The 23299-nt window shown below is 43.8% G+C and carries 24 protein-coding genes; all 24 read right to left on the minus strand.

The window, feature by feature from the left end; genetic code table 11:
- Positions 1-53 precede the first annotated feature (53 nt).
- On the minus strand, positions 54-2489 hold the full coding sequence (recJ, locus tag DEAC_RS09090) for a single-stranded-DNA-specific exonuclease RecJ (RefSeq protein ID WP_152671376.1): 2436 nt from the start codon (positions 2487-2489) through the stop codon (positions 54-56).
- Positions 2490-2510: 21 nt separating this feature from the next.
- Positions 2511-3461: a cation diffusion facilitator family transporter gene (locus DEAC_RS09095; protein ID WP_047809712.1), complete on the minus strand. Its 951-nt coding sequence runs from the start codon at positions 3459-3461 to the stop codon at positions 2511-2513.
- A 215-nt stretch (positions 3462-3676) separates the two neighbouring features.
- Entirely contained in the window at positions 3677-4123 is a 447-nt protein-coding gene (locus tag DEAC_RS09100) for a hypothetical protein (protein WP_047809713.1), read from the minus strand.
- 476 nt (positions 4124-4599) lie between these two features.
- Positions 4600-4737, minus strand: a complete 138-nt coding sequence (locus DEAC_RS23840) for a hypothetical protein (RefSeq protein ID WP_172408143.1) — start codon at positions 4735-4737, stop codon at positions 4600-4602.
- A 33-nt stretch (positions 4738-4770) separates the two neighbouring features.
- Positions 4771-4896: a hypothetical protein gene (locus DEAC_RS24530; protein ID WP_047809715.1), complete on the minus strand. Its 126-nt coding sequence runs from the start codon at positions 4894-4896 to the stop codon at positions 4771-4773.
- A gap of 148 nt (positions 4897-5044) precedes the next feature.
- Positions 5045-5899, minus strand: coding sequence for a polysaccharide deacetylase family protein (locus tag DEAC_RS09115; protein WP_047809716.1), 855 nt, complete (start codon positions 5897-5899; stop codon positions 5045-5047).
- 189 nt (positions 5900-6088) lie between these two features.
- Positions 6089-7033 (minus strand): protein translocase subunit SecF, encoded by a 945-nt coding sequence (secF, locus tag DEAC_RS09120; protein WP_047809717.1) that lies wholly within the window; start codon positions 7031-7033, stop codon positions 6089-6091.
- Entirely contained in the window at positions 7033-8271 is a 1239-nt protein-coding gene (gene secD, locus DEAC_RS09125; RefSeq protein WP_047809718.1) for a protein translocase subunit SecD, read from the minus strand. Before secD ends, secF begins: the two co-directional genes overlap by 1 nt.
- A gap of 112 nt (positions 8272-8383) precedes the next feature.
- Positions 8384-9046, minus strand: coding sequence for an HD domain-containing protein (locus DEAC_RS09130; RefSeq protein WP_047809719.1), 663 nt, complete (start codon positions 9044-9046; stop codon positions 8384-8386).
- Positions 9047-9225: 179 nt separating this feature from the next.
- Positions 9226-9639 carry a preprotein translocase subunit YajC gene (gene yajC, locus DEAC_RS09135; protein WP_047809720.1) on the minus strand — a complete coding sequence of 138 codons (414 nt, stop codon included), beginning with the start codon at positions 9637-9639 and terminating at the stop codon, positions 9226-9228.
- A 99-nt stretch (positions 9640-9738) separates the two neighbouring features.
- The gene (gene tgt, locus DEAC_RS09140; protein ID WP_047809721.1) at positions 9739-10863 is read right to left on the minus strand and encodes a tRNA guanosine(34) transglycosylase Tgt; all 1125 of its coding nucleotides are present in this window, start codon (positions 10861-10863) and stop codon (positions 9739-9741) included.
- Between the two features lie 48 nt (positions 10864-10911).
- On the minus strand, positions 10912-11934 hold the full coding sequence (gene queA / locus DEAC_RS09145) for a tRNA preQ1(34) S-adenosylmethionine ribosyltransferase-isomerase QueA (protein WP_047809722.1): 1023 nt from the start codon (positions 11932-11934) through the stop codon (positions 10912-10914).
- Positions 11935-11960: 26 nt separating this feature from the next.
- Positions 11961-13295, minus strand: coding sequence for a SpoIID/LytB domain-containing protein (locus tag DEAC_RS09150; protein ID WP_047809723.1), 1335 nt, complete (start codon positions 13293-13295; stop codon positions 11961-11963).
- A gap of 44 nt (positions 13296-13339) precedes the next feature.
- Positions 13340-14368, minus strand: coding sequence for a Holliday junction branch migration DNA helicase RuvB (ruvB, locus tag DEAC_RS09155; RefSeq protein ID WP_047809724.1), 1029 nt, complete (start codon positions 14366-14368; stop codon positions 13340-13342).
- 30 nt (positions 14369-14398) lie between these two features.
- Positions 14399-14998 (minus strand): Holliday junction branch migration protein RuvA, encoded by a 600-nt coding sequence (gene ruvA / locus DEAC_RS09160; protein ID WP_047809725.1) that lies wholly within the window; start codon positions 14996-14998, stop codon positions 14399-14401.
- Positions 14995-15492, minus strand: coding sequence for a crossover junction endodeoxyribonuclease RuvC (gene ruvC, locus DEAC_RS09165; protein WP_047809726.1), 498 nt, complete (start codon positions 15490-15492; stop codon positions 14995-14997). The genes ruvA and ruvC overlap by 4 nt, the downstream gene beginning before the upstream one ends.
- Positions 15493-15571: 79 nt before the next feature.
- Positions 15572-15940, minus strand: coding sequence for a hypothetical protein (locus DEAC_RS09170; RefSeq protein ID WP_047809727.1), 369 nt, complete (start codon positions 15938-15940; stop codon positions 15572-15574).
- An 89-nt stretch (positions 15941-16029) separates the two neighbouring features.
- Complete coding sequence (locus DEAC_RS09175) at positions 16030-16782, minus strand: YebC/PmpR family DNA-binding transcriptional regulator (RefSeq protein WP_047809728.1); 753 nt, start codon at positions 16780-16782, stop codon at positions 16030-16032.
- A 109-nt stretch (positions 16783-16891) separates the two neighbouring features.
- On the minus strand, positions 16892-17815 hold the full coding sequence (gene cysK, locus DEAC_RS09180) for a cysteine synthase A (protein WP_047809729.1): 924 nt from the start codon (positions 17813-17815) through the stop codon (positions 16892-16894).
- A gap of 182 nt (positions 17816-17997) precedes the next feature.
- Positions 17998-18423 (minus strand): DUF3842 family protein, encoded by a 426-nt coding sequence (locus DEAC_RS09185; protein ID WP_047809730.1) that lies wholly within the window; start codon positions 18421-18423, stop codon positions 17998-18000.
- An 18-nt stretch (positions 18424-18441) separates the two neighbouring features.
- On the minus strand, positions 18442-19434 hold the full coding sequence (gene hypE / locus DEAC_RS09190) for a hydrogenase expression/formation protein HypE (protein ID WP_047809731.1): 993 nt from the start codon (positions 19432-19434) through the stop codon (positions 18442-18444).
- Entirely contained in the window at positions 19434-20531 is a 1098-nt protein-coding gene (hypD, locus tag DEAC_RS09195) for a hydrogenase formation protein HypD (RefSeq protein WP_047809732.1), read from the minus strand. Before hypD ends, hypE begins: the two co-directional genes overlap by 1 nt.
- Positions 20509-20739, minus strand: coding sequence for a HypC/HybG/HupF family hydrogenase formation chaperone (locus DEAC_RS09200; RefSeq protein WP_047809733.1), 231 nt, complete (start codon positions 20737-20739; stop codon positions 20509-20511). The genes hypD and DEAC_RS09200 overlap by 23 nt, the downstream gene beginning before the upstream one ends.
- The gene (gene hypF / locus DEAC_RS09205) at positions 20740-23034 is read right to left on the minus strand and encodes a carbamoyltransferase HypF (protein WP_047809788.1); all 2295 of its coding nucleotides are present in this window, start codon (positions 23032-23034) and stop codon (positions 20740-20742) included. It abuts the gene before it with no gap.
- Positions 23035-23299: the final 265 nt, after the last annotated feature.

The raw sequence follows: 23299 nt of genomic DNA on the forward strand, positions 1-23299 counted from the left end.
ATTTTGCCGTCCTTCCTTATCAATTTCGCCTCAAATTTTTAATTTTTTTCGCCTCAAATTTTTATTTTTTCTATAAGTGCTCTTTGAAAGTTTATAGCTTGCTCATACCGTTGTTTACTATATCGATAACGAATCGAAGTATCAAGATCCAATTTGATGTTAATCGGTATCAACTCTAAGGTAATTTTTTCGCTTCCGCCAAGGCAGCGAATAAGCCCCAATTCCTCAAAGATTTTAAGAGCTATCCTCAGACCCTGCTTAACTTCCGAGTCAATGTAAACTTCAAAAGGGTTTCGTTCCTGTGCCAAACTTCTAAGTTCCCGATAAAACTGAATCAGTTCGTCACGTGTTAAATGTCGGCATCGTTTTCGTACCCATTCTTCTTGAATTTCTTGACTGCCAACGACGACTATTTGATAGATCCCCAGTTCGTGCAGTTTTTTAATTGCTGCTTCAAATTCCTCTTCTGAGAGCGGAAGGCCAAGGATTAAACCCAAGCCATCATTTACTCTCAAATTGTTCAGATCAGCTTGGGAAGGCGATTGTTCATGCTTTGGAGCTGAAGGGAAATACTTCAGGATTAAGGAGTCCTCCCAAGGTTGACATTGAGATTCGTTCTGTAAAGCATCCCATAGCCAAATTTGTCTTCTCTCCTCCGCTGACCATGCATCAGGAAAGAAATCTTCCCAGTTCATCCAGAGAATATCATCACTTTCCTGAGCAACAGCAATTTGTTCCCCAACCTGGTTTTCATCACTCTCAACAAAACCGTCAGAATCATCCTTAACCAAATCTGCCTTCGGCAAGATGTCCTTGATCATTAACTGCACTTTGTCGAGACCTTGAAATGTGTTCCAATCCAAGCTAAAGGCCGCATCCAGCCTGGGTGAGTGTGATAATTCAGAGATCCTGTCGCCTAAGCGAAAGGCAATTCCCTCGTATTCACCATGATTTCCAAAACGAAATTTTAAATGATTTCGTTCTTTGCCTACTGCATTCAAGGAATAAACTTCTAGTCCCTGCACTGCTAGAATCGGACCGGGATTACCAAAGCCAAAAGGGCCTAATTGCTCAAGTTCATGAAGCAGTTCAGAGGAAACCTCATCAAGGGAGACCTTGCGATCAATCTGTAAAACCTCTTGAAAAAGTGATTCTTCAAAGGCTTTAGCTTGTTGATTAAGTCCTTCCCTCAGACCTGGAATATTATCTGTTAAAAGAGAAAACCCCGCAGCCGCGCTATGTCCTCCAAACTTAATTAATAAATCAGCCTGAGTCTTTAATTGTTCCAATACCGGATAGCCAGGAATCCCTCGGGCCGACCCTTTAGCTTCCGTTCCTTCTTCTGAGATCATAAATACCGGCCGATAATAACGTTCCACTAAACGAGATGCAACAATCCCAATCACTCCATGATGCCAATGATCGGACGAAAGTACAATAACTCTAGGCAGCGGTTCCTTCTCAAGCATAGCAATCGCTTCAGTCAAAATCTCTTTCTCAGTATCTTGCCTTGCTTGATTTTCCTTCGTCAACAAACGTGCCAGCTCTGCTGCTCTTGCTGAATCATCTGTCAAGAGGAGTTCAAGCCCTTCGCGGGCACTATCCATACGGCCCACGGCATTAATCCTTGGCGCTACCATGAACCCTATTTGCCCGGCCTTAAGAGGTTTGTTCCTAAGACCGCATTCTTCGAGCAGAGCGTCTAACCCCGGGTGACGAGTCTTTTCCATTTGGCGTAGGCCATGATAGACAAAGACCCGGTTTTCACCGATCAAAGGCACTAAATCGGCAATTGTTCCTAGAGCTGCCAGATCAAGAAGATTTCTTTCGGTTTGGTATTCTGTGCCGCCATTCCCTAAAGACTGAATAAGAGCCTGAGCTAATTTGAAAGCAACGCCCACACCGGCAAGATCACGAAAGGGATAACCCGAATCAGCAATCTTAGGATTTAATATCGCGTAGGCTTCCGGCAAAAGCTCAGGCGGCTCATGATGATCTGTAATAATAACATCAATATTCAGTTCCCGGGCAATCGTTACTTCAGAAACTGCTGTCACGCCGCAATCGACGGTGATAATGACCTTAACATTTGCTTTGGCTGCTCGTCTAATTGCCTCTTCATGCAAACCGTACCCCTCATCTTGTCGGTGAGGAATATAGGCTACGGCCTGAAAGCCAAGATCCGTCAGTACTTTGTATAATAAAGCGGTACTGGTAACACCATCAACATCATAGTCTCCATAGACCAGTACCTTTTCTTGCTTTTTTAAAGCCAAGGTCATACGTTCTATAACTTGCTCCATATGCCGAAAACAGAAAGGCGAAGCTAAACTTAAAACTGTTGGATGCAAAAATTCAATAACGTTCTCAGGATCTCGAAGTTTCCTTTGAGCGAGAATATCTGAAACGATAGTCGAAAGACAAAGTGATTTGCTGATGATTTTTGCCATATGCTCTGGTGTCGATTTCAATGCCCATATTCGTTTCACATTATACCCCCTAGATTACCATTATAATTTACCCTTTGGTTTCTGGCAATGTTGGCAGGTATGACTTGTACCATCTTCAAGAGGGCATTGCTCTTCCCGGTTGCTGCATGGCTCTGCGTGAATCAGAACATGAGTACCCTGAAGTTTATTATTAATTTCTTCTTCTATCCGATCACAAAGATCATGAACGTCAACCACAGTAGTATATTTCGGGACAACTAAATGTAAATCGACATGTCTTTCGGCGCCCGCCTTGCGTGTTCTTAATTTATGAAATTCCACGAATTCCTCGTCATGAAGTCTCAAAACTTCGGATATGATCTCTCGCTCTGTCTCAGGTAAACTGACGTCAACAAGTGGGGAAAATGCTTCTTTCGTTAAGTCGAAGGAAGCCTTAATTATCAGCAGCGCGACTCCCAAGGCCACTATAGGATCTAAGATTAACCAACCGGTAATCTTCATGAGTAAAAGCCCACAGAAAACACCCGCCGATGTATACACATCCGTTCGTAAATGCAGGGAATCTGCTTCTAAGGCGACGGAATCAGTTCGCTTAGCAACTCTCATTAACTGAGCCGATACAAAGAAATTAATAAGTGCCGATAACCCCATTATAACGAGACCTATCCCTAAATTATCAAGGGCTAAGCTGCCGCCAGCCCAAATTAAGTAAGCTTTCTGGATTGCTTCAACAATAATCATAATGGCTGCCACGAAAATCAAAAGCGCTTCAATAGTACCTGAAACATTTTCAATTTTTCCATGCCCATAGGCATGACGTGAATCGGCAGGCTTCTCGGATTGTCTTACTGCAAAAAGAGCAATAACTGCAGCAATCAGATCAATCCCTGAATGAATACCATCGGATAAAATGCTTATTGACCCACCCATTAAGCCAATAATTACTTTTGCTATAGTAAGAAAGGTATTTGATACTACTGACAAAGTTGCAACCTGCGTCTTTGCATTCACTATGTTTGTCCTCGCTTTCCGGCAAATCCCCTCAACTTGCCCTAAGAACTTATAAAGAAATGGGACTTCTTAATTAAAAGAAGTCCCACGGATTTCTCCGCTGCCCCAACCTTAGCGAGCCCAGCTATAATGCCTGACAATTTCAGTATATGTTAAGAATACCAAATAGTGCAACTTATAGCAAGCATTTTATTAATATTCTATGACCAATTTTTCTACAAAGTCATAAAATTTCCAAATATAATTCCGCCAATACCAAGAATTATGCGCATGATTGTCGGGGCAAAGCCCCAGAGAAAATGTCGGCTGTCATTTTTCGGGACTAATCCCATCCCTGCTACAAGAATCCAGATAAAAATTGCCGCCACCGGCGTCAAAAATGCTCCAAAGACGACCAAGCCAATTAATCCCCCAACTAAACCGCTGACAACTTTGGTTCTGCTGGTTATTTTCCCAAGAATAAGCAGTGACAAAACGCCAAAAACTCCGCCAAAAAGCAATGGGATTTCCCAATGCCAGAATTGTCCTAGTGAATGTACCGCTGAGTTTACTATTGAAAGGACAGCTACAGCGGCCACAGTTCCTCGTATTCCTCCAAAAAAAATTAATCCTGCAGAAAAAAGAAAAAGGACCTCAACTATAACTAACTGAATGAATCTCATTCACCCGCTCGCCCCCGACCTTTCTTTGCTGCTAGTATGGCCGATTTTATCCAATCTAATCCATTTCTATATTTAGCGCAATAGTTAGCTGGTCGGTACCTTAGTCTTATAGTTAGTGCACAAACAGGAGAAGAGTATAACGATCATGTTACACCCTTCTCTTCTGACCTTATTTTTTATAATTTGATCACCTAATCTATCTTAACTTAGAAGATAACTCCTAAAGCAATTAAAATTAAGACTGCGATAGCAATGATTCCAACTCCTACACAACTACCAAAACCATAACCGTACATTAAATCACCTCCGAACTTGTTTTACTTAGAATACAATACCTAAGGCGATAAGCAAAAGAATGATGACAACGACGATTCCAATACCTGCTCCAACACCAACACCAGTTCCACATCCAACTCCAGCTGCTCCAAAAGCCATTTTTAAAACCTCCTTCAATCTCTTTATATTAAAATTCTAGTTTAGAATATAACTCCCAGCGCGATAAGAATAAGAATTGCAATAGCTATAATGCCAACACCAACCCCGTAGCCAACTCTTACAGGAGCTACGGGCGCACAACATCCAGCTCCATATCCAGCAGCACCATATCCGTACATTACATAACCCTCCTTATTCATTCAAAAGAAATATTAAAACACAATACCCATTGCGATTAAGAGAAGAATAATCACAACTACAACAGCAATACCTGGTAAGAAATTAGGTGTGCATACAACTCCGTCAACACCATCAACAGGACCTGCTCCAAATGCCATACTAACTACCTCCTACTTGAAACGTTTATTTCTGGGCTCACTTTAAAATATGCTGCAGAGCAAGAATTGTTAATATTTAACTGTATTACTTTTTATTTCAAAATAAAAATGCCCTTCAAAAGTTCTGAAGTGCATTTAAGGCATGTATTTAATAGTTCGGATTTTGCAGACGATGAATAAACTCCTTCATTCCCATATTTGCATAACAGTATACTCTATGAACATGATAAGCATCTGTATTAGAATCGGCCCATCCGCGAAGAGTAGTAAAAGCCATGAGATACCCCGCTTTTTTCACTGCTCGAACTACCGTATTATTGAAATCTCCAAAAGGATAGGCAAAATAATCGACGGAATGGCCTAATCCCTTTTCTAGAGCTTTCTTGGAACTTTCCAGCTCGCTTAAAATTTTCAAGGGAGACAATTTTGTCAGGTAGGTGTGATCCCTAGTGTGGTCCGCTATATCCCAGCCATTAACTGCAAGCTCTTTAAGCTGGGGCCAAGTCAAAAAACCCTTCCCATTAATATAACCTGATATCATAAAGACCGTAGCCGCATACCCATACTTCTTTAAAATAGGATATGCCGTTTGATAATTATCCTCATATCCATCGTCAAAGGTAATCACAAATGGCTTCTCAGGAAGAGCGCCTCTTTGATAAAGAGATTTATATAATTGATTTAAGGTTATGCTATGATAGCCATGATCATGTAAATAGACAATCTGGGCTTCAAATTGTTCTGGTGGCATTCTTACTTCGTTATTTGCCTCTCTCATAACAGAATGATAATAAAGAATGCGTATATATCGGGGAGGCGTACCAACTCTTTTATCCTGCGGAGTTTGAGATAAATTCGAGGATGGCATTAAATCGACGCTCAAAGCGGAAGAATTTGAGGCCTGAACCTTAGTGGTGTTTAAGGCTGGCTTTTTAAAAGTACAGCCGCTGGAAATTAGTATCAGAACAATTAAGATTAACGGTCCAATGGTTTTCTTGAACATCGCGTCTCTCCAAAAAACAACTTTAGTTTATTCCTGTATAGTTTGCCATAATTAGTCTTATTTCAAACTCCTCCAGTGAACTCGTTACGCTAAAGCTGAACATCGGGGCCACTACGCTTCCTGACAGTATAAAAAAACGACCCTAAGACTAATTCTTAAGGTCGTTTTCTTATTCTCGATTGATTGCATTTAGGCGCGAACAGCTTTACCGCCTTTAGTCGGCTTTTTCATGTGAGTTTTGATTTCAACGAGTATTTGGCTCGCATTAAAAATTGAGGAATAAGCTCCGCTGAATACCCCGATCAACATGGCCAGAGAGAAAACTTTTGTTGATTCCCCACCTAAGATAAATACAGAGAACAAGGCAATTAAAACGGTTACAACCGTATTTACAGAGCGGCGCATGGTTTGCCAAACAGACTTATCAACCATATCCTCATAGCTGTCTCCGCGTCTCATCCGAGTTTCGTTCTCACGAATCCGATCGAAGATAACCACCGTATCATTAATAGAGTATCCGAAAATCGTCAGGATTGCTGCCACAAACGTCGAATCGATTTGCCATTGAAACAGTGAAAACAGGCCGACAACGACTAAGACATCATGCAGCAAAGCAATAATCCCCGATATAGCAAAGACAAACTGAAATCTAAAGGATATATAGGCTATCATTAACCCCATGGCAATGAGTAAAGACCAAAAAGCATTGCGGGTAAGTTCTTGTCCCATGGACGGTCCAACTTCATCAACTTGCAGCGTCTTTTTATCGTAATCCGCAACCTTCTTCTGCAAAGCCGTCATTAATTGAGTCTGCTTCTCTTGTTGAAGAGCTTCGGTTCTAATCAGAACTGATTTATTTCCATTGGATAATTGAACTTCACCGCTAAGACCGACGGATTTCATAGTATCGGTAATAGCACTTTGAGTCACAGCTTTAGTAAAGTTTGCTTCAATCATTGTTCCGCCCTTGAAATCAATGCCCAAGTTTAAGCCGTGAATAAAGAGAGAAATGATTCCTGGGACAATAACTAACAGGGAAAGTGCAAACCACCAATAACGTTTTTTAACGATATTAAAGTAGAGTGGATGTATTTTCTGAACTTCTTCATAAGTTGCCGGATGTCCTTTTTCCATTATACATCCCTCCTAACGCCAAACCATGCCGGATTTAATTTTGCGCTTATCCCAACAATTAAACGTAACACTAAACGTGTAAAGGTAAGTGCGGTAAACAAACTGGCAACAATACCAACTCCCAGAGTAAGGGCAAATCCTTTAATAGTCCCTGTGCCAAAGTAATATAAGGTCAAAGCAGCGATCAATGTCGTAACGTGAGCATCAATAACTGTGATGAAGGCACGGCTGAAACCTGACTCAACACCAGCTCGCAGAGATTTTCCGGCACGAACTTCTTCCTTAACTCTTTCGTAGATAATAATATTAAAATCAACAGCCATCCCTATCGAAAGAATGAACCCGGCTATTCCTGGCAGGGTAAGAACAACTCGAAACATCCAGAAAACCCAGAGGACAATGAGTCCGTAGACAACCAAGGAAAAATCCGCCACAACTCCAGGCAGACGATAAAACGCAAGCATAAACAGGAAAATAAAGACTAAACCGTAAATTCCTGCTTGAATACTTTTGTGTAAAGAGTCAATTCCTAAAGATGCTCCTACCTGATGTTTCTCTGTAATCGTCATACTAACAGGCAGTGAGCCCGAACGCATCAGCACCGCATCATTAGCGGCAGCTTGAAGCGTTGAATATCCGGTAATCTCTGCCTGGCCATTCGTAATCGGTACATTAACTGTCGGATCAGTTAACAATTTGTCGTCAAGATAAATCCCAATCCTTTGGCCTATATACTTTGTAGTTAAATCCGCAAATTTTTTAGCTCCGTCGGAAGAAAAGGTCAGGTTAACAACGTACCCTCCCGTTCCGCTTTGATCTTGACCTGCTTTAGCATCGGTAAGTTCAGCACCTTGCAAAACTATGTTGCCTTTAGGATCTTTAAAGGTTAACTGTGCCGTAGTTTTCAGGACATTAACTGCCTGATCAGGATCGGAAACCCCGGCTAAATCTAATACTAAACGTTTGTTGTTATAGTCTGTCTGGATAACAGGCTCTGATACTCCAAGATCGTTAACCCGCTTGGAGATAATCGCCTTTGCCTTATCCATATCATCATTTGTAATTGGTGCCCCGCTTTTATTAGGCTCGGCTTGTAAAACCAAGTGAACTCCACCGCGCAGGTCAAGTCCCAATGGGATGCCCTTACTGGGATCCACAAGGGGTTTTATGGATAGAGCAACTGCCGCAGCTACTATAAGCACCAGCGTTACGAGTTTGATGATGTTTCCCCGTTTCATCAGCTTTCCTCCCTTTTAATATGAATGGGACTTGCCCATGCCAATCCTCATTATAAAACGTTCAGGATTCCAATGTCAATCCGAGATGAAACAGCATGGACTTCTGGTAATATTACAGTAATTTTACCTCATTAATTTTCAATTCAAACTTCGTTCCGAGAAATCCGGCAGCTTTACGACACAGTAACATTCGGGCTAAAAAGATTTCAAAATACTCCATAACAGGGCAGATCTCAGTATCAATGGTAAGTTCCAGAGCAACTCGTTCTTTCGGATAAACACGCAAGAATGACTTTTCAACTGCATAGTTGACTCTGTCATGAATGTCAAAGGTAACCAGATCCAAATTGCGGACGCGGGAGCGATGTACATCTGATTTATCCGCTAAAATCAAGGCGGCCGAAATACAATTGACCGGATTCCCGTCAGTCTCATCGTGGTTGCCAATCGCCCCAATAATCAGAGCAATTTCTTCAGGATGCATACCGTGTCGTTCCAAAATGCCTGCAGCCAGAATCGCCCCTGTCTGCGCATGAGATACTCGATTGACCGCGTTTCCGATGTCATGAAGATAACCGGCAATAGCCGCTAATTCACACTCTCGTTCAGTATGTTCCATTTTTTCTAAGATATTCGAAGCGATATGAGAAACCAGACCGACATGCCTGAGGCCATGTTCCGTATAGCCAATTGCCGCAAGATGTCGGTTTCCTGCTTCAATTAAACTATGTACATAGGGGTCCCCTTTAATATCTTGTAAGGTCACTTTTTGCAAAACGAACTCCTCCTGCCGCCTAGAAAATGAGTATACTTAGCCGATGCCAAGTCATAGGTTAATAATCGCCTCAGCAGCATAGTAGTAAAAAACAAGTGGAGAAAGTACCACTTGCTTTTATACAATTGTTCTAATTACCTATTCACAATTATTAGTATACCCTAAAACGTTAAAAAGTCTTAGGTGTTTTCCTGCTTAGAATTCGACTGAGAATCTTCCTTTTCCAGATTAATGCCATTGTCATTCTGATTATTCTTGTCGCTTTTGCTGTTCTTGTCATTTTTGTCATTTTTTTTGCCATTCTTTTTAGCATCCTCGGCGGTGATATCCCGGTTCTCAACACTGGTTATCCCTGATTTAGCTACTTCAATCTCTACTTTGTCCGCAATTTGCAGCATTACGGAATTGTCTTTAACCTTTGTGATTTTGCCGTAAATTCCTCCGGACGTTAAAACACGATCCTTTACACGCATCCCATTGAGAAGCGCCTGACGTTGTTTGGCTTGCTTTTGCTGCGGCCTAATCATAAGAAAATACATTATCCCGAAAAAGACCACAAAGTATAGAACTAAAGACATGTTCTGCTGAGACATATTTAAATCCCCCTTAATTTATTCTTTGCACATATTCCCCATGCTATGGCAAAAATCCTGCTCATTAATACCATATAGAAACTTTCTCCCAGGAAATACTTAATCAAACTCGTAGCCATAATCCGCGAAACACTTTTGCCGATATTCTGGTAAACGGTCTTCTCGAATAGCCTCTCTGATTTCGCGCATTAGGTTTTGGAGATACCTCAAATTGTGAATGGTCATCAAGCGAAGTCCTAAAATTTCTTCAGCTTTAAGCAAATGCCTGACATAAGCCCGGGAATAATTTCGACATGTATAGCAATCACAGGTTGGGTCAATAGGGCCAAAATCATGGGCAGAACCGGCATTGCGCACAATAACTTTTCCATAGCGGGTCATGGCTGTCCCATTCCTGGCAATACGTGTCGGGAGTACACAATCAAACATATCCACGCCTCGCATAACTCCCTCAATAATTGCATCCGGCGACCCAACTCCCATAAGGTAACGAGGTTTTTCCCGCGGCAGCAGAGGGACCGTGTAATCCAAAACCTCATACATGATTTCCTTTGGTTCTCCCACACTTAGCCCCCCTATGGCATACCCCGGGAGATCCAGTTCTGTGACTTCTGCTGCACTTTGGCGGCGCAGGTCCTCATACATACCCCCTTGAACAATGCCAAATAACGATTGTCTGTCTGTTGTCGTTAACGTTTCTTTACAGCGCTTAAGCCAACGCGTTGTCCTTTCTAAGGAATTTTTGACATAGTCGTGGGAACTCGGATAGGGAGCACATTCATCAAAGGCCATAACGATATCAGATCCTATTGCCATCTGTACCTGGGTCGCAATCTCAGGACTCAAAAACTGTCGTGAGCCGTCAATATGAGATCGGAACTCAACACCGCTCTCCTGGATTGTGCGCAAATCACCCAGACTAAAAACTTGGAACCCCCCGCTATCGGTTAAAATCGCCCCATCCCAGTTCATAAAGCGATGAAGTCCGCCGGCTTCCCGGATCAACTCTTGCCCCGGCCGTAAAAAAAGATGATAGGTATTACTTAAAATAATTCCGGCTCCGATCTCCCTAAGCTCTTCCGGAGTCATTGCTTTGACTGTCCCTTGCGTTCCAACGGGCATAAAAACGGGCGTATCAATTACTCCGTGTGGGGTATGTAACGTTCCCAAACGTGCTTTTGTTCGTGAATCTTCTTTAAGAATTTCCAAATGAACCGCTGCCAAAACCTTCACTTCCTTTTATCTCTAAAGCTCATTATCTTTAAAACTCTCTTAGCGGATAAACATCGCATCGCCAAAACTATAGAATCGATATTGCTGGTCTACAGCCATCTTATAGGCATGTAAGATAAGGTCTCGTCCTGCCAAGGCACTTACCAACATCACTAACGTTGACTTCGGGAAGTGGAAATTCGTCAAAAGGGCATCCACAATCTTAAATTCATATCCAGGGTAGATAAATATATCTGTCCACCCCTCACCCGGAACTACTTTTCCCTCGTGACCCACAGATTCCAACGTCCGGGCAACGGTTGTGCCGACCGCAATGACACGCCGGCCGTCCTGCTTGGCTCGGTTAATTCGTTCAGCCGCCTCTGTCTCCACGCGATAATACTCAGAATGCATAACATGTTCCTGAACATCTTCAACTTTAACGGGACGAAAGGTTCCCAGCCCCACATGGAGTAAAATCTCGACGATCTCTACCCCTTTAGCTTGCAGATCAGCAAGAAGTTTAGGAGTAAAGTGCAGTCCCGCTGTGGGAGCAGCGACAGAGCCGCGCTCTTTGGCATAAACCGTTTGATACCGTTCTTGATCTTCCAATTGGGCCGTAATGTATGGGGGCAGAGGCATCTCCCCAAGCTGATCTAAAATGGTTTCGAAAACTCCCGCATATGTAAATCGAATCTTCCGATTGCCATTTTCCAAAATTTCCTGAAGCTCACCTACTAGCAAACCATGACCGAAACTTACTTTTTGTCCTACCTTTAAGCGCTTGCCCGGCTTGACCAAAGCTTCCCAAACATCAAGTTCCAGCCTTTTTAACAGAAGAACTTCAATTTTAGCTTGTGAATCAACTTTTTCGCCAATTAACCGTGCAGGTATCACACGGGTATTATTCAGTACCAGTACATCACCGGAGTCTAGAAGGGAAACGAGATCACGGAAGGTATGATGCTCTATGGAACCAGTCTTCCGATCCACAACCATTAAACGCGATGCATCCCGCGGTTCTACCGGATGCTGAGCAATTAACTCCTCTGGCAAGTCAAAATCGAACTCCGAAACATTCACACTATCTTCTCCTTAAAACTGTGGACTCAAAGATTTTTTTCCTCACTAGTTTTTATCAACACATTATTATAATAGAAATGGATAATTTCCTCATAAGTATATCCCATTTGAGCCATATGATAGGCTCCCCATTGAGACATCCCTACGCCATGCCCCCAGCCTCTCCCTTCAAAAATGAAAACGCCATAGGGCTGAGGATCTGCACGAACCCCAAGAGAAGAGCTGATGATTTTCGCGAGCAGCGGACCAGAATTATTTCTATAATTCAACATTTCAAGAACAGATGATATTCCCTTCAAGTTAGAGACCTTTTCCGCCGCAGCAACTTTATGCACGTCAAATAACGTACCTAAAAAAGCGTTCGCCTGAATTTCTTGGCCAAAAGGGTAAAAGGCTTGCACAAACTTTCGTCCCGAAATCGTCAAAGAGCTGCCGAACTCATCCGTTAACAGCACTTTTTGAACTCGGCCTGAAGGGAATTTTTCAACGTTAATGGTTTGAACAGGTCCTAAGCCAAACGCAGAGCCGAGCTGAGGTGCAGAAATTATAAAACGCCAATGGTCTGCCGCTCCGCCTATACCTTCTGAAAACTGATCAGGATGAGCTAGATTATGATTGTCAGCATTTCCCCAGACATTTTTGGCATCTTCAGAATATCCTCCGTTATGAGCCGAATAAAGGGCTTCAATAGGCTGACCTGTGTCAACATCTACGATGATCTTCCCTCGAGTTGCCTCAACCGCCTGAGAAGCCTCACCTTCCACGTTCATACCGGCATAGGCTTGATCAATATCCGGAGAATCTGTAATGGCTTTTCGATTTTGAGTATGCTTTACAAGATAGGTGCGGGCAGCCACAGCCTGAGCTTTTAAACCTTCCAAGCCACGCTTAGCCCAAGCATTACTCATCTCAATAGGAACGACACCTTTTAGATAGTCTTCACTGTCCAGCTGATTGACGAGCCTCCAGTGATCCTTATGCCAGTCCAGAGTCAGGTTTCCACGATAAGCTGCAGCCTTACCTTCCGGAGTTCTTACAACGAGGCTGCCGGAATCTTTCTCCTTAATCTCCAGTTTAGTATCTCTGAAGATTTGGAAATCGCTTTCGTTAACTCTCAAAATTGGATTCCAGCCTCCCCAGCCTACTTCAAGCCTAGAACCCTTGGGAAAATTTAACGTCATAGTTCCGCTGACAACTTGATACAATCCTTGTTCAGCTTGAATTTCAACCCATCCCGCCTGTCCAAATTTCCAAACGAGCTCCACCGAAATTTCCCGAGCTTGACAGATCTTAACCTGATTCATTAGCAGCAGAAAAGTTGCCAGCAGCAAAAAGGACCAACGCCGAACACTCCAGAGCATGTCATCACACACCTTCTATGTTCAGATTACCCCATTTCTCTTGCTTATATGCCTTGGGGGCCCTCCTCGCTGCTGAACTTTTGCGGCAATGAATAACCAAAATGATGATAAGCCCTCACTGTTGCCATTCTCCCCCGGGGAGTACGCTGCAAAAAACCCATCTGAAGAAGAAAGGGCTCGACAACATCTTCTAAGGTCTCAGCCTCTTCGCCTATTGTTGAGGCTAAAGTATCTATACCTACCGGCCCTCCGGCAAAAGCTTCAATGATCGTTCTTAAAGTCTTTTGGTCTATGTTATCCAAACCCACCGGATCGACTTCTAAACGATTGAGAGCTTCTTTGGCGATAGCTTGAGTTACAATCCCGTCTTCCCATACTAAGGCAAAATCCCTGACTCGCTTGAGCAAGCGGTTTCCTACTCGGGGAGTGCCTCGTGAACGACGAGCTATTTCATCAGCGCCCTCGTCCGTAATTTCTAACCTCAAGATACCTGCGGCCCGCAGGATTATTTTCTTCAAGTCTTCTACTTCATAGAATTCCAGCCGGCTTATTACTCCAAAACGGTCTCGCAAAGGAGACGTCAACTGACCGGCACGAGTCGTTGCTCCCACCAAAGTAAAAGGAGGTAAAGACAGGCGAATGGAACGAGCACTTGGTCCTTTGCCAATCACGATATCTAAGCAACCATCCTCCATGGCAGAATATAAGATTTCTTCAGTGGAACTATTTAAACGATGAATTTCATCAATAAATAAGACATCGCGCGGCTCCAGGGCTGTGAGAATTGCCGCCAAGTCACCGGGCCGTTCAATTGCCGGGCCGGAGGTCGTTCGAATACTTACACCCATTTCCGAAGCAATGATATTAGCTAAGGTAGTCTTACCAAGGCCCGGAGGTCCATATAATAAGACGTGATCCAAAGCTTCTCCCCGGGTCGCTGCAGCCTGGATAAAGATGCTCAGATTATCTTTCACTTTTTTTTGGCCGATATATTCCTTCATCCGATTGGGACGCAGGGCTTCCCCTTCTTGATCCGAAAGTTGCTCTTGCGGAGCTACCAAACGCTCTTCTATTTTGTGCCCCTCCTCTCATGCCGTTACAGTTTAACCTCCCGCTAACAGCCGCAAGGCTTTTTTAACTTGCTCTTCGGTCGTTAATTCTCCTCCGTCCTTGCCAGCATGGGTCAAAGCCCGTCTTGCTTCCTCCAGACCGAAGCCAAGAGCAAGTAATGTTTGCAGGGCATCAGAATGTTGTGAGGGGTTCAAATCAGCAGCAATGGCGGTCTCCTCTGAAGCCAAAGCAAGTCCTTTAAACTTCTCTTTGAGTTCTAAAATTAGCCGTTGGGCAATTTTCTTGCCTACCCCCGGTACCTTTGTTAAGAGGTTAAGATTTTCACTAACAATGGCATTTTCAATCTGTGCAGCTCCAAAAGTGGATAATAAGGATATGGCTGCCTTGGGACCGATTCCTGAGACGCTAAGCATCTCTAAAAAAAGCTGTTTTTCTCCCAATGATGTAAATCCATAAAGCGCTATATCATCCTCACGCCTAACGACATGGGTATATAGGACAAGTTTCTGTCCCGGAACCGCTTTGGCTAACAGTCCGTTTGGTACTGTAAGCAGATACCCGACACCCTGAACCTCCAGCACTAACCGTTCTGCTTGGATTTCCCAGACTGTTCCGCGCAGCATTCCTATCATCGGAAATCCTCCATTCTTCGCTCTAAAGCAAAGCTATGCGCGTGGCAAATTGCTAAGGCCAAGGCATCCGCGGTATCATCAGGTTTCGGGACATCATCCAGGCCTAATAAACCCTTGACCATCTGCTGGACCTGTTTCTTGTCTGCTCTTCCGTAACCAACAACGGCTTGTTTGACTTGCAAGGGAGTATATTCATAAACTGGGATACTCTGTTGAGCCCCCGCTAATAAGACGATTCCCCGGGCCTGTCCGACAGAGATGGCTGTCGTCGTATTACGGTTGAAAAAGAGTTCCTCCACCACAATTTGATCGGGTTGATGGTCCTTAAGATAAGGAAAAATTTGATTATAAAGAATTAGTAAACGTTCGGCTAGAGGAGTATGAGCAGCGGTGCGCCAACAAGCATAATCCAGCGCCCTCAAGCGATTCCCTTTTTGTTCGATAAGACCATATCCCATAATTGCGGTTCCTGGATCAATCCCTAAAATAATCATGTGCGTCTTCCTTTCAGCATAAATTTTCGACAGAAGACGTACGATTCCTTTTCTTCTTAATAAATAAAGGCCTTTGCTTTTACTCTTTCCATAAATCTTCATTAGCAGTATCGATAAAGGACTGAACTTCATCCAAAGAATTAAACTCAACCTTAGGTGCCATTTTCAGCATAGCTTTTGGCCAAGTCTTTACGTCCAGACCCTTTATGATAACCTTCCCCTCAGTTCCAAGCTTTCCTTCCTGAACAGAGAGCACATTATTATTAAGACTAAAATGGTATGCCCTTGTCTCAGGAGCATTTGCAGATACTAAAGCGACACCGTCTTCCAGATAGCCCTTTGGGACAGCTAAATTTTTAGCTGACAGCCATGTGGTCGCCATGGGGACAAGACATCCGATACCTAATCCCAAGATAAGTACCAAACCTATAGTTTTCCAGCGAGACATACGTAAAAACCCTCCCGACATTGTCCTTTTTACTTAGTCTTGCCAGGAGGGCACATAATTTAATCGTTTTACTGTTTATCCACTAACTTCTAAAAATCTTCGCTTGCCAATGCCTCAGATAATTCAAAATTAGAATATACCCCTTGAGTATCATCGTGATCTTCGAGAGTTTCCATTAGATGAACTATCTTTCGTGCTTGATCTGCATCTGTGATTTCAATGGTATTTTGGGCCATTGGACTCAGAACTGATTCACTGACGACAATATGCTGCTCTTCAAGTGCTTTGCGAACGTCTTCCATAGTTTCCGGTGACGTGTAGATCACAAACTCCTCTGTATCATCTTCCAAATCCTCCGCACCGGCTTCTAAGGCGATCATCATTAAATCATCCTCGGAAAACTTAAGGTCTTCTCGGGGAATTCTCAGCTGACCCTTATCTTCAAACATCCAGCCAACGCAGCCGGTCTCGCCCATGTTTCCGCCATTTTTAGAGAATATATGGCGAACTTCGGCAGCTGTTCGATTACGGTTATCGGTGAGAATATCAACCATGACTGCAACGCCTCCGGGACCATAGCCTTCATAACGCAGTTCTTCATAGGTTGCACCATCGGAGCCGCCTGCTCCTTTTTGAATAGCTCTTTGAATGTTTTCATTAGGTACATTTTGTGCCTTTGCATTTTCTACGGCTATCTTGAGGCGAAAATTGCCAAGATCTCCGCCGCAGGCTCGAGAAGCTACAACAATTTCCCGCCCAAGCTTCGTAAAGATTTTTCCTTTTTGCGCATCTGCTTTGCCTTTTTTATGCTTAATGTTTGCCCATTTTGAATGTCCTGACATGTGTGTTCCTCCTTATGCTAGTCCGCTTAAATAGTTTAGCATAGGGCAATTTCCCTTGTAAAGACTTTAATCTTCTGATAATTGGCCATCTTTCAAGAGCATTTGGAATCTAACCACGATTTGCGAAAAGTTCAGTGCTTAAATACCGTTCTCCAGTGTCCGGCGCAATAGCTACTACGTTTTTACCTTCACCCAACTCACTGGCAGCCTGAAGAGCCGCACTAACTGCTGCCCCTGAAGAAATGCCTACTAACAGTCCTTCTTGACCGGCGAGTTTGCGGGCGGTTTCTAAAGCATCCTCATTGCTTACCGGAACAATCTGATCCAGGATCGAAGCATTCAAAACCTTAGGTACAAATCCGGCACCAATTCCTTGAATTTTGTGAGGACCGGGTTTCCCGCCTGATATTACTGGCGATGAAGCCGGTTCTACACCAATAATTTTTACGTTGGGAAGATGTTCCTTCAAGATTTCGCCAACCCCTGTGATCGTCCCCCCGGTGCCAATTCCCGCAACAAAAGCATCAATATTATCAAGCTGTTCCATGAGTTCCAAAACAGTACTTTTACGATGAGCTTCGGGATTGGCAAGATTTTCGAATTGTTGGGGCATAAAATAAGTCGGATTTTCTCGAATAAGGCGTTCTGCCTCTTCGATAGCACCGTTCATGCCTGCTGAGCCCGGAGTCAGCACGAATTCAGCACCATAAGCCGCCATCAGCAAGCGCCGTTCTACACTCATCGTTTCGGGCATTACAACAATCAGACGATAACCGCGTGCTGCGGCAATCATTGCTAATCCAATTCCAGTATTCCCGCTGGTTGGCTCTACGATGGTTCCGCCGGAGCTAAGTACTCCTCGCTTTTCGGCATCCATAATCATTTCTAAGGCTATCCTGTCTTTAATGCTCCCTCCAGGATTAAAGGCTTCAACCTTTACATAAATATTGGCCATCCCCGGTTTTACAATACGCTGCAGCTTTACCAAAGGCGTCTGACCAATTAAATCTGTAATCGAATTAACAACTCGCATTTTAAATACCTCAATTCATATCAATTTACTATGATTTAATGTTAACAATAAAGAGCACCATTGTCAAGTGAACTTGGTCGGCCAAAGCGAACCATCGGGGCTTCGATAACGAAAGTGTCCTATGGACACTTTCGTCACCGAAGCCCTTAACACTCCCACTATATCATATTCCAAAGGACATCTCAGTTGCCGTTTTGATCGCTGGTAAATCTCCGCTCAACGTCAATAACCAAAGTTTCTATTAAATGGGGTAACGGAATGCGCTGAACTCCAACAAATTGAATATTCCCCCGTTGAATTGGAATAAGTAACTTGTCAGCTTTGCTCTTCGCAATAGCGCCTGCCATCCCCGATGTTATTTCCCCCAACAACCCATAAACCATAATTATTGCCGCTGAGCCAACAATGAGATCTACTCTATCGGCGTTATAGCAAATCGCCGATTCACCAGAGGCCCCCTCGGTTGCCCCGGCACGTAACATGGCGCCCGTAGCTAAGGCGTTTGTTCCTAAGGCTAATATCTCCAATTCGGGAATTTTCTTTCGTAATTGTTCAACAATATGCTTGCCTATTCCGCCGCCTTGCCCATCAATTACCGCTATACGCATCGTACCCTCCTCCGCCTGTCAACATATCCGAGGAAGGTGTTCGCCTTCAAGCATACCGACAATTCTCTTTCCTCCCAGAGGAGTTTCCAAAAGCACAAGCCCGGGTTTTCCTTCTTGAACAACCCCGATTTGAGCTGCCCGATGTCCCAAAGGATGAGCATGCATCACCTGCAGGACGGATTCGACCGCCTCAGGCTTAACAATAACTAAGGCTTTTCCCTCATTAGCAAGATAAAGGGGGTCGAGCCCAAGCATATCGCAGGCCCCTTTTACCCCCGGAAGAATTGGTAACGACTCTTCCTTCAGGAGCATACTCACACCTGCTTGCTGCGCTAACTCATTTAAGGTCGTTGCAACTCCGCCGCGAGTGGGATCACGCATACATTTTACTCCGACTTGGAAAAAGGAATCAATAAGCCCATTAAGAGGGGCGCAATCACTCGTTACAGGCGTTTCAAACTCTAGGCCTTCCCGATCAGACAGAATGGCGATCTCATGATCCCCAATTGTTCCGGTAATAAGAATACCATCGCCGGGCTGGATCTGTTGGGGGTTAACAAAATATCTATTACTATATCCAATACCCGTTGTATTTATAAAAAGTTTATCGGCACTTCCGCGTTCCACAACTTTTGTATCCCCGCAGACAATACTAATACCTGCTTCCTTGGCAGTATCTGCTACACTCTGAATAATGCGTTCCAGTTCCTCTAAAGGCAACCCTTCTTCTAAAATCAGCGCTAATGATAAAAACTTCGGTGCTGCACCGCTTACCGCCAGGTCGTTAACTGTCCCGCATACGGCGAGTCTGCCGATATTTCCTCCGCGAAAAAACAAGGGAGAAACCACAAAAGAATCTGTCGTCACCGCCAGTTGCTCTTGCCCCGGCACGATCGTTGCATCGTTCATTTGATCTAAGAATGAATTTCCTAAATACTTTTGAAAAAGACTGTGTATTAATTCATGGCTCAGCCGCCCACCACTTCCATGGGCCATCATAATACGTTCCATTAATCGTCGCTCCTTTGAGAATATCGGTAGTAAGCAGCGCAAGATCCTTCCGAAGAGACCATGCAGGGGCCTACAGGTTTAAGAGGAGTACAGCGTTTGCCAAACAAAGCACATTGTGTAGGATAAATCCGGCCTTTCAAAACTTCACCGCATTGACATCCAGGCGTTTCCGGTGAATGGAAAACCGGCAAAGAATATTTCCGTATTGCATCCCAAGGGCCAAACTCCTCTCTGATTCCTAAGCCGCTCCCGGGGATTAAGCCCATCCCGCGCCATGAAGCGTCCACTGGTTCAAAAACTCTCTTCACAACCGTTTGGGCGTAAGGATTTCCTTCGGCTTTGGCGACTCGACGATATTGAATCTCAATATCCGATCGTCCTTCTTCCCGTTGCCGAAGCAGCATTACTATAGCCTCCAAAATGTCAAGGGCTTCAAATCCCGTCACGACTCCCGGTTTACCAAATTCTTTAGCCATAAACTCGATTGGCTGAGTTCCGATAATGGCACAAACATGACCGGGATCCAGAAAAGCATCTACATCTAGTTGCTCATCTTCAGCTAATAATCTTAAAACAGGAGGGACAACTTTATGCATTGACAAAACACTAAAGTTATTAATTCCATCACGTTGAGCAATTTCCAAACTGATAGCAACAGTTGGTGCTGTTGTTTCGAAGCCTACTCCCAGAAAAACGACATCCTTATCCGGGTTTTTATGAGCAATTTCCAAAGCATCCTGGGTTGAATAAACAACACGTACATCAGCGCCTTCTGCTTTCAAAGCCTGCAGATTCTTTTTACTGCCGGGGACCCTGATCATGTCGCCAAACGTCACGGTAATCATATTCGGCTGAGCAGCCAGATACAGGTAACGGTCAATATCACTGCTGTCAGTTACACAAACGGGACACCCGGGACCGGAAATTAAGCGGACGGTCGGCGGCAGTATATCCCTTAGCGCATTTTTAGCAATAGCAACAGTATGAGTCCCGCAAACTTCCATAATTGTAAAAGGCTCTGAAGCTAAGCGCTTTATTTCCTCTAAGTACTCTCCCGCCTTTGCTAAAACATCGTTACTCTCCTTCGGCATAGGCATCGGCAACCTCCAATAATAATTCTTCTGTCTCTTTGGCACTCTGATCATCGACTACCCCAATGGCAAACCCTGCATGGACTAAAACATATTCGCCGATCCTTACCTCCGGTACCAGGTCAATGCTAATTATTCGTTCATTCCCCATCATATCCACTTTAGCAATAACACCGTCGATTGAGACAATTTTTGCTGGTATGGCTAAACACATTTATAACACCTCATTTGCAATTAATACTTGTCCGAAGGCCAGCCCGCCGTCTCCCGGCGGCAGTGTGCGTGAACGAATGACCTTGATGTTTTTATCCTTAAAGTTTTGCAGGACAGCCTCAGTGAGAAGTTTGTTTTGGAACACCCCTCCACTAAGAGCAAGCTGCCCATGATGTTGAAATTGCATAGCTAGTGCTGTAATAGCTCCGGCGATAGTCAGATGAAAACGATAGGCAATTTTCCCTCTGGATACTCCCTGAAGACAATCATGAACAATGGCTTGAAAAAGCGGCGCCACACCGAGAATATATTCGTTGCCTTCAAGTCTGATTTCATAAGGATACTCAGAAACGTCCTCTGTCCCTTCATTTTTTCCACCTGAATTAACTTGTCTGAGAAACAATGTTGCCGTACTCTCTAGTTCAATGGCAGCTTGTCCTTCGTACGTTACTTCAGTACATATCCCCAATAATCCGCTCAGCGCATCAAACAGCCGACCCGCGCTTGAGGTCTGAAAAATTTGAATATCCTTTTCCAATTGGCGATCTAAGATCTTACGTTCGTTTGGAAGCAGGGAATGCCAAAGAGGCAGTGTTTTTGTCCATTCTTCACCTGTAAGGAGAGTTTTTAGGTAAGCATAAGCAATGCGCACAGGATGTTTGGCACCTGCATCACCTCCTGGCAGCGGTAAATATTCAAGATGTCCCTTGCGTTCATAACTTGCTGCATTCCCATAGAGAACTTCAAAGCCCCAGATACAACGATCCTCCCCAAAGCCTGTTCCGTCACAGATAATTCCCAAGGTTGGATCTGATAGTTCCCACTCTCCCAGTACACTTGCTAAATGCGCATGATGATGCTGAATCGGAATTTTTGGCTGTTGTTCCTGTTCAAGAGCAAATCTTGTCGAATGATAATTTGGATGCTGATCATAAGCAATCACAGTAGGAGTAACGTTGACGACCCGCTGGAAGGATTCCAATTCCTGCTGGAAACGCTCCATGGTCTCGAAACTCTCCATATCTCCAAGATACTGGCTTACAAAAGCCCGCTGATCATCGGCCAGACAAAAGGCATTCTTTAAATCTCCACCTAGTCCTAAAATTGACTTTTTTAACTTAGATGAGGTTAAGGAAATGGGCAAAGGCACATAACCTCTGGCCCGTCGGAAATATACCGCTTCCCCTCCAATACGTTGGATAACAGAATCATCACAAGGATGATAAATATCTCTGTCATGGACTAAAATATAATCCGCAATACCGTTGAGCAACGTTAGGGCCTCTTCATTGGTATATATCAAAGGACGTCCGCTGAGATTAGCACTCGTCATAATCAAAAAATCTAAAGGGCCTTTAAAAAGGAGATGATGAATCGGCGTATAAGGCAACATCATCCCTAAGGTATGAATGCCGGGAGCAATGTTATCCGGCAATAAATTGGCCTGATTTTGATTTCGCTCCAGTATCACTATCGGTGCGGCCGGGCTGAGTAACAATTCCTCTTCTTTTTTATCGATCAGGACTTCCTGGCGCGCCTTTTCTATGGAGCGTACCATGAGGGCGAAAGGTTTGGCCCCTCGTTCTTTGCGCTGGCGCAACCGCTCAATCGCCTCTCTGTTGCCTGCATCACAAACAAGATGAAACCCGCCTAAACCTTTAACAGCTAGAATTCCGCCTTGAACCAACTGATCGACGCCCATCCCCGGAATCAATCGGCCAGAGCTGTCCAACAATTGAACTTTAGGTCCACACTCCTCACAAGCAACAGGCTGGGCATGAAAACGCCGGTCTCGGGGATCTTGATATTCTGCCGCACAGGATTCACACATTGGAAACGTTGACATCGTTGTTTGGGCACGATCATAAGGTACATCGCGAATAATCGTATATCGTGGTCCGCAATTCGTACAATTGGTAAAAGGATACCCAAAACGGCGATTGTTCTTATCTAAGATCTCATGCAAACAATCTTGGCATGTGGCGACATCGGGAGAGATTAAGACATCGGCATCTTGCTGGGCTTCGCTTCGGGTAATATGAAAAGAACAAAAATTTTCAAAGTTTGCCTCTTCAGTGCGGACCATTAATATTTTTGCTAAAGGCGGCGAATCGGAAACTAAACGCTGAAGGAAACAATCCATGTTTTCTCCCTCTGCATGGATTGTCACTCCCTTACTTGAATTATTGACCCATCCTTTGAGGTTCAGTTCTTCGGCTAGTTTAAATACAAAGGGCCGAAAACCAACCCCTTGTACAATTCCATTCAAATAGATTTTCTTGGCTTTAGAGGTCATTTCCTTCTTCCAGCTTTCTAATTTCTTCATCCAATTACTTTTAAATATATATTTTCTATCGTTGAACTCGTTCATAGGCTAAACATTACCACTCCCACTTGTAGAAATGGGAGTCTTACGATTGGCTAAATAATGTTCAGAAACAATTATCTTGCAGACTAATTCTGATAACTCTCTTATTGTACACGCCAAACTCCTTATTCTACAAGTCTTTAGAAAGAAACCTTTTTTGTGAAAATATTTACTTGATCCAAATTTTGCTTAA

The organism is Desulfosporosinus acididurans, assembly GCF_001029285.1.
Taxonomy (GTDB): Bacteria; Bacillota; Desulfitobacteriia; order Desulfitobacteriales; family Desulfitobacteriaceae; genus Desulfosporosinus; species Desulfosporosinus acididurans.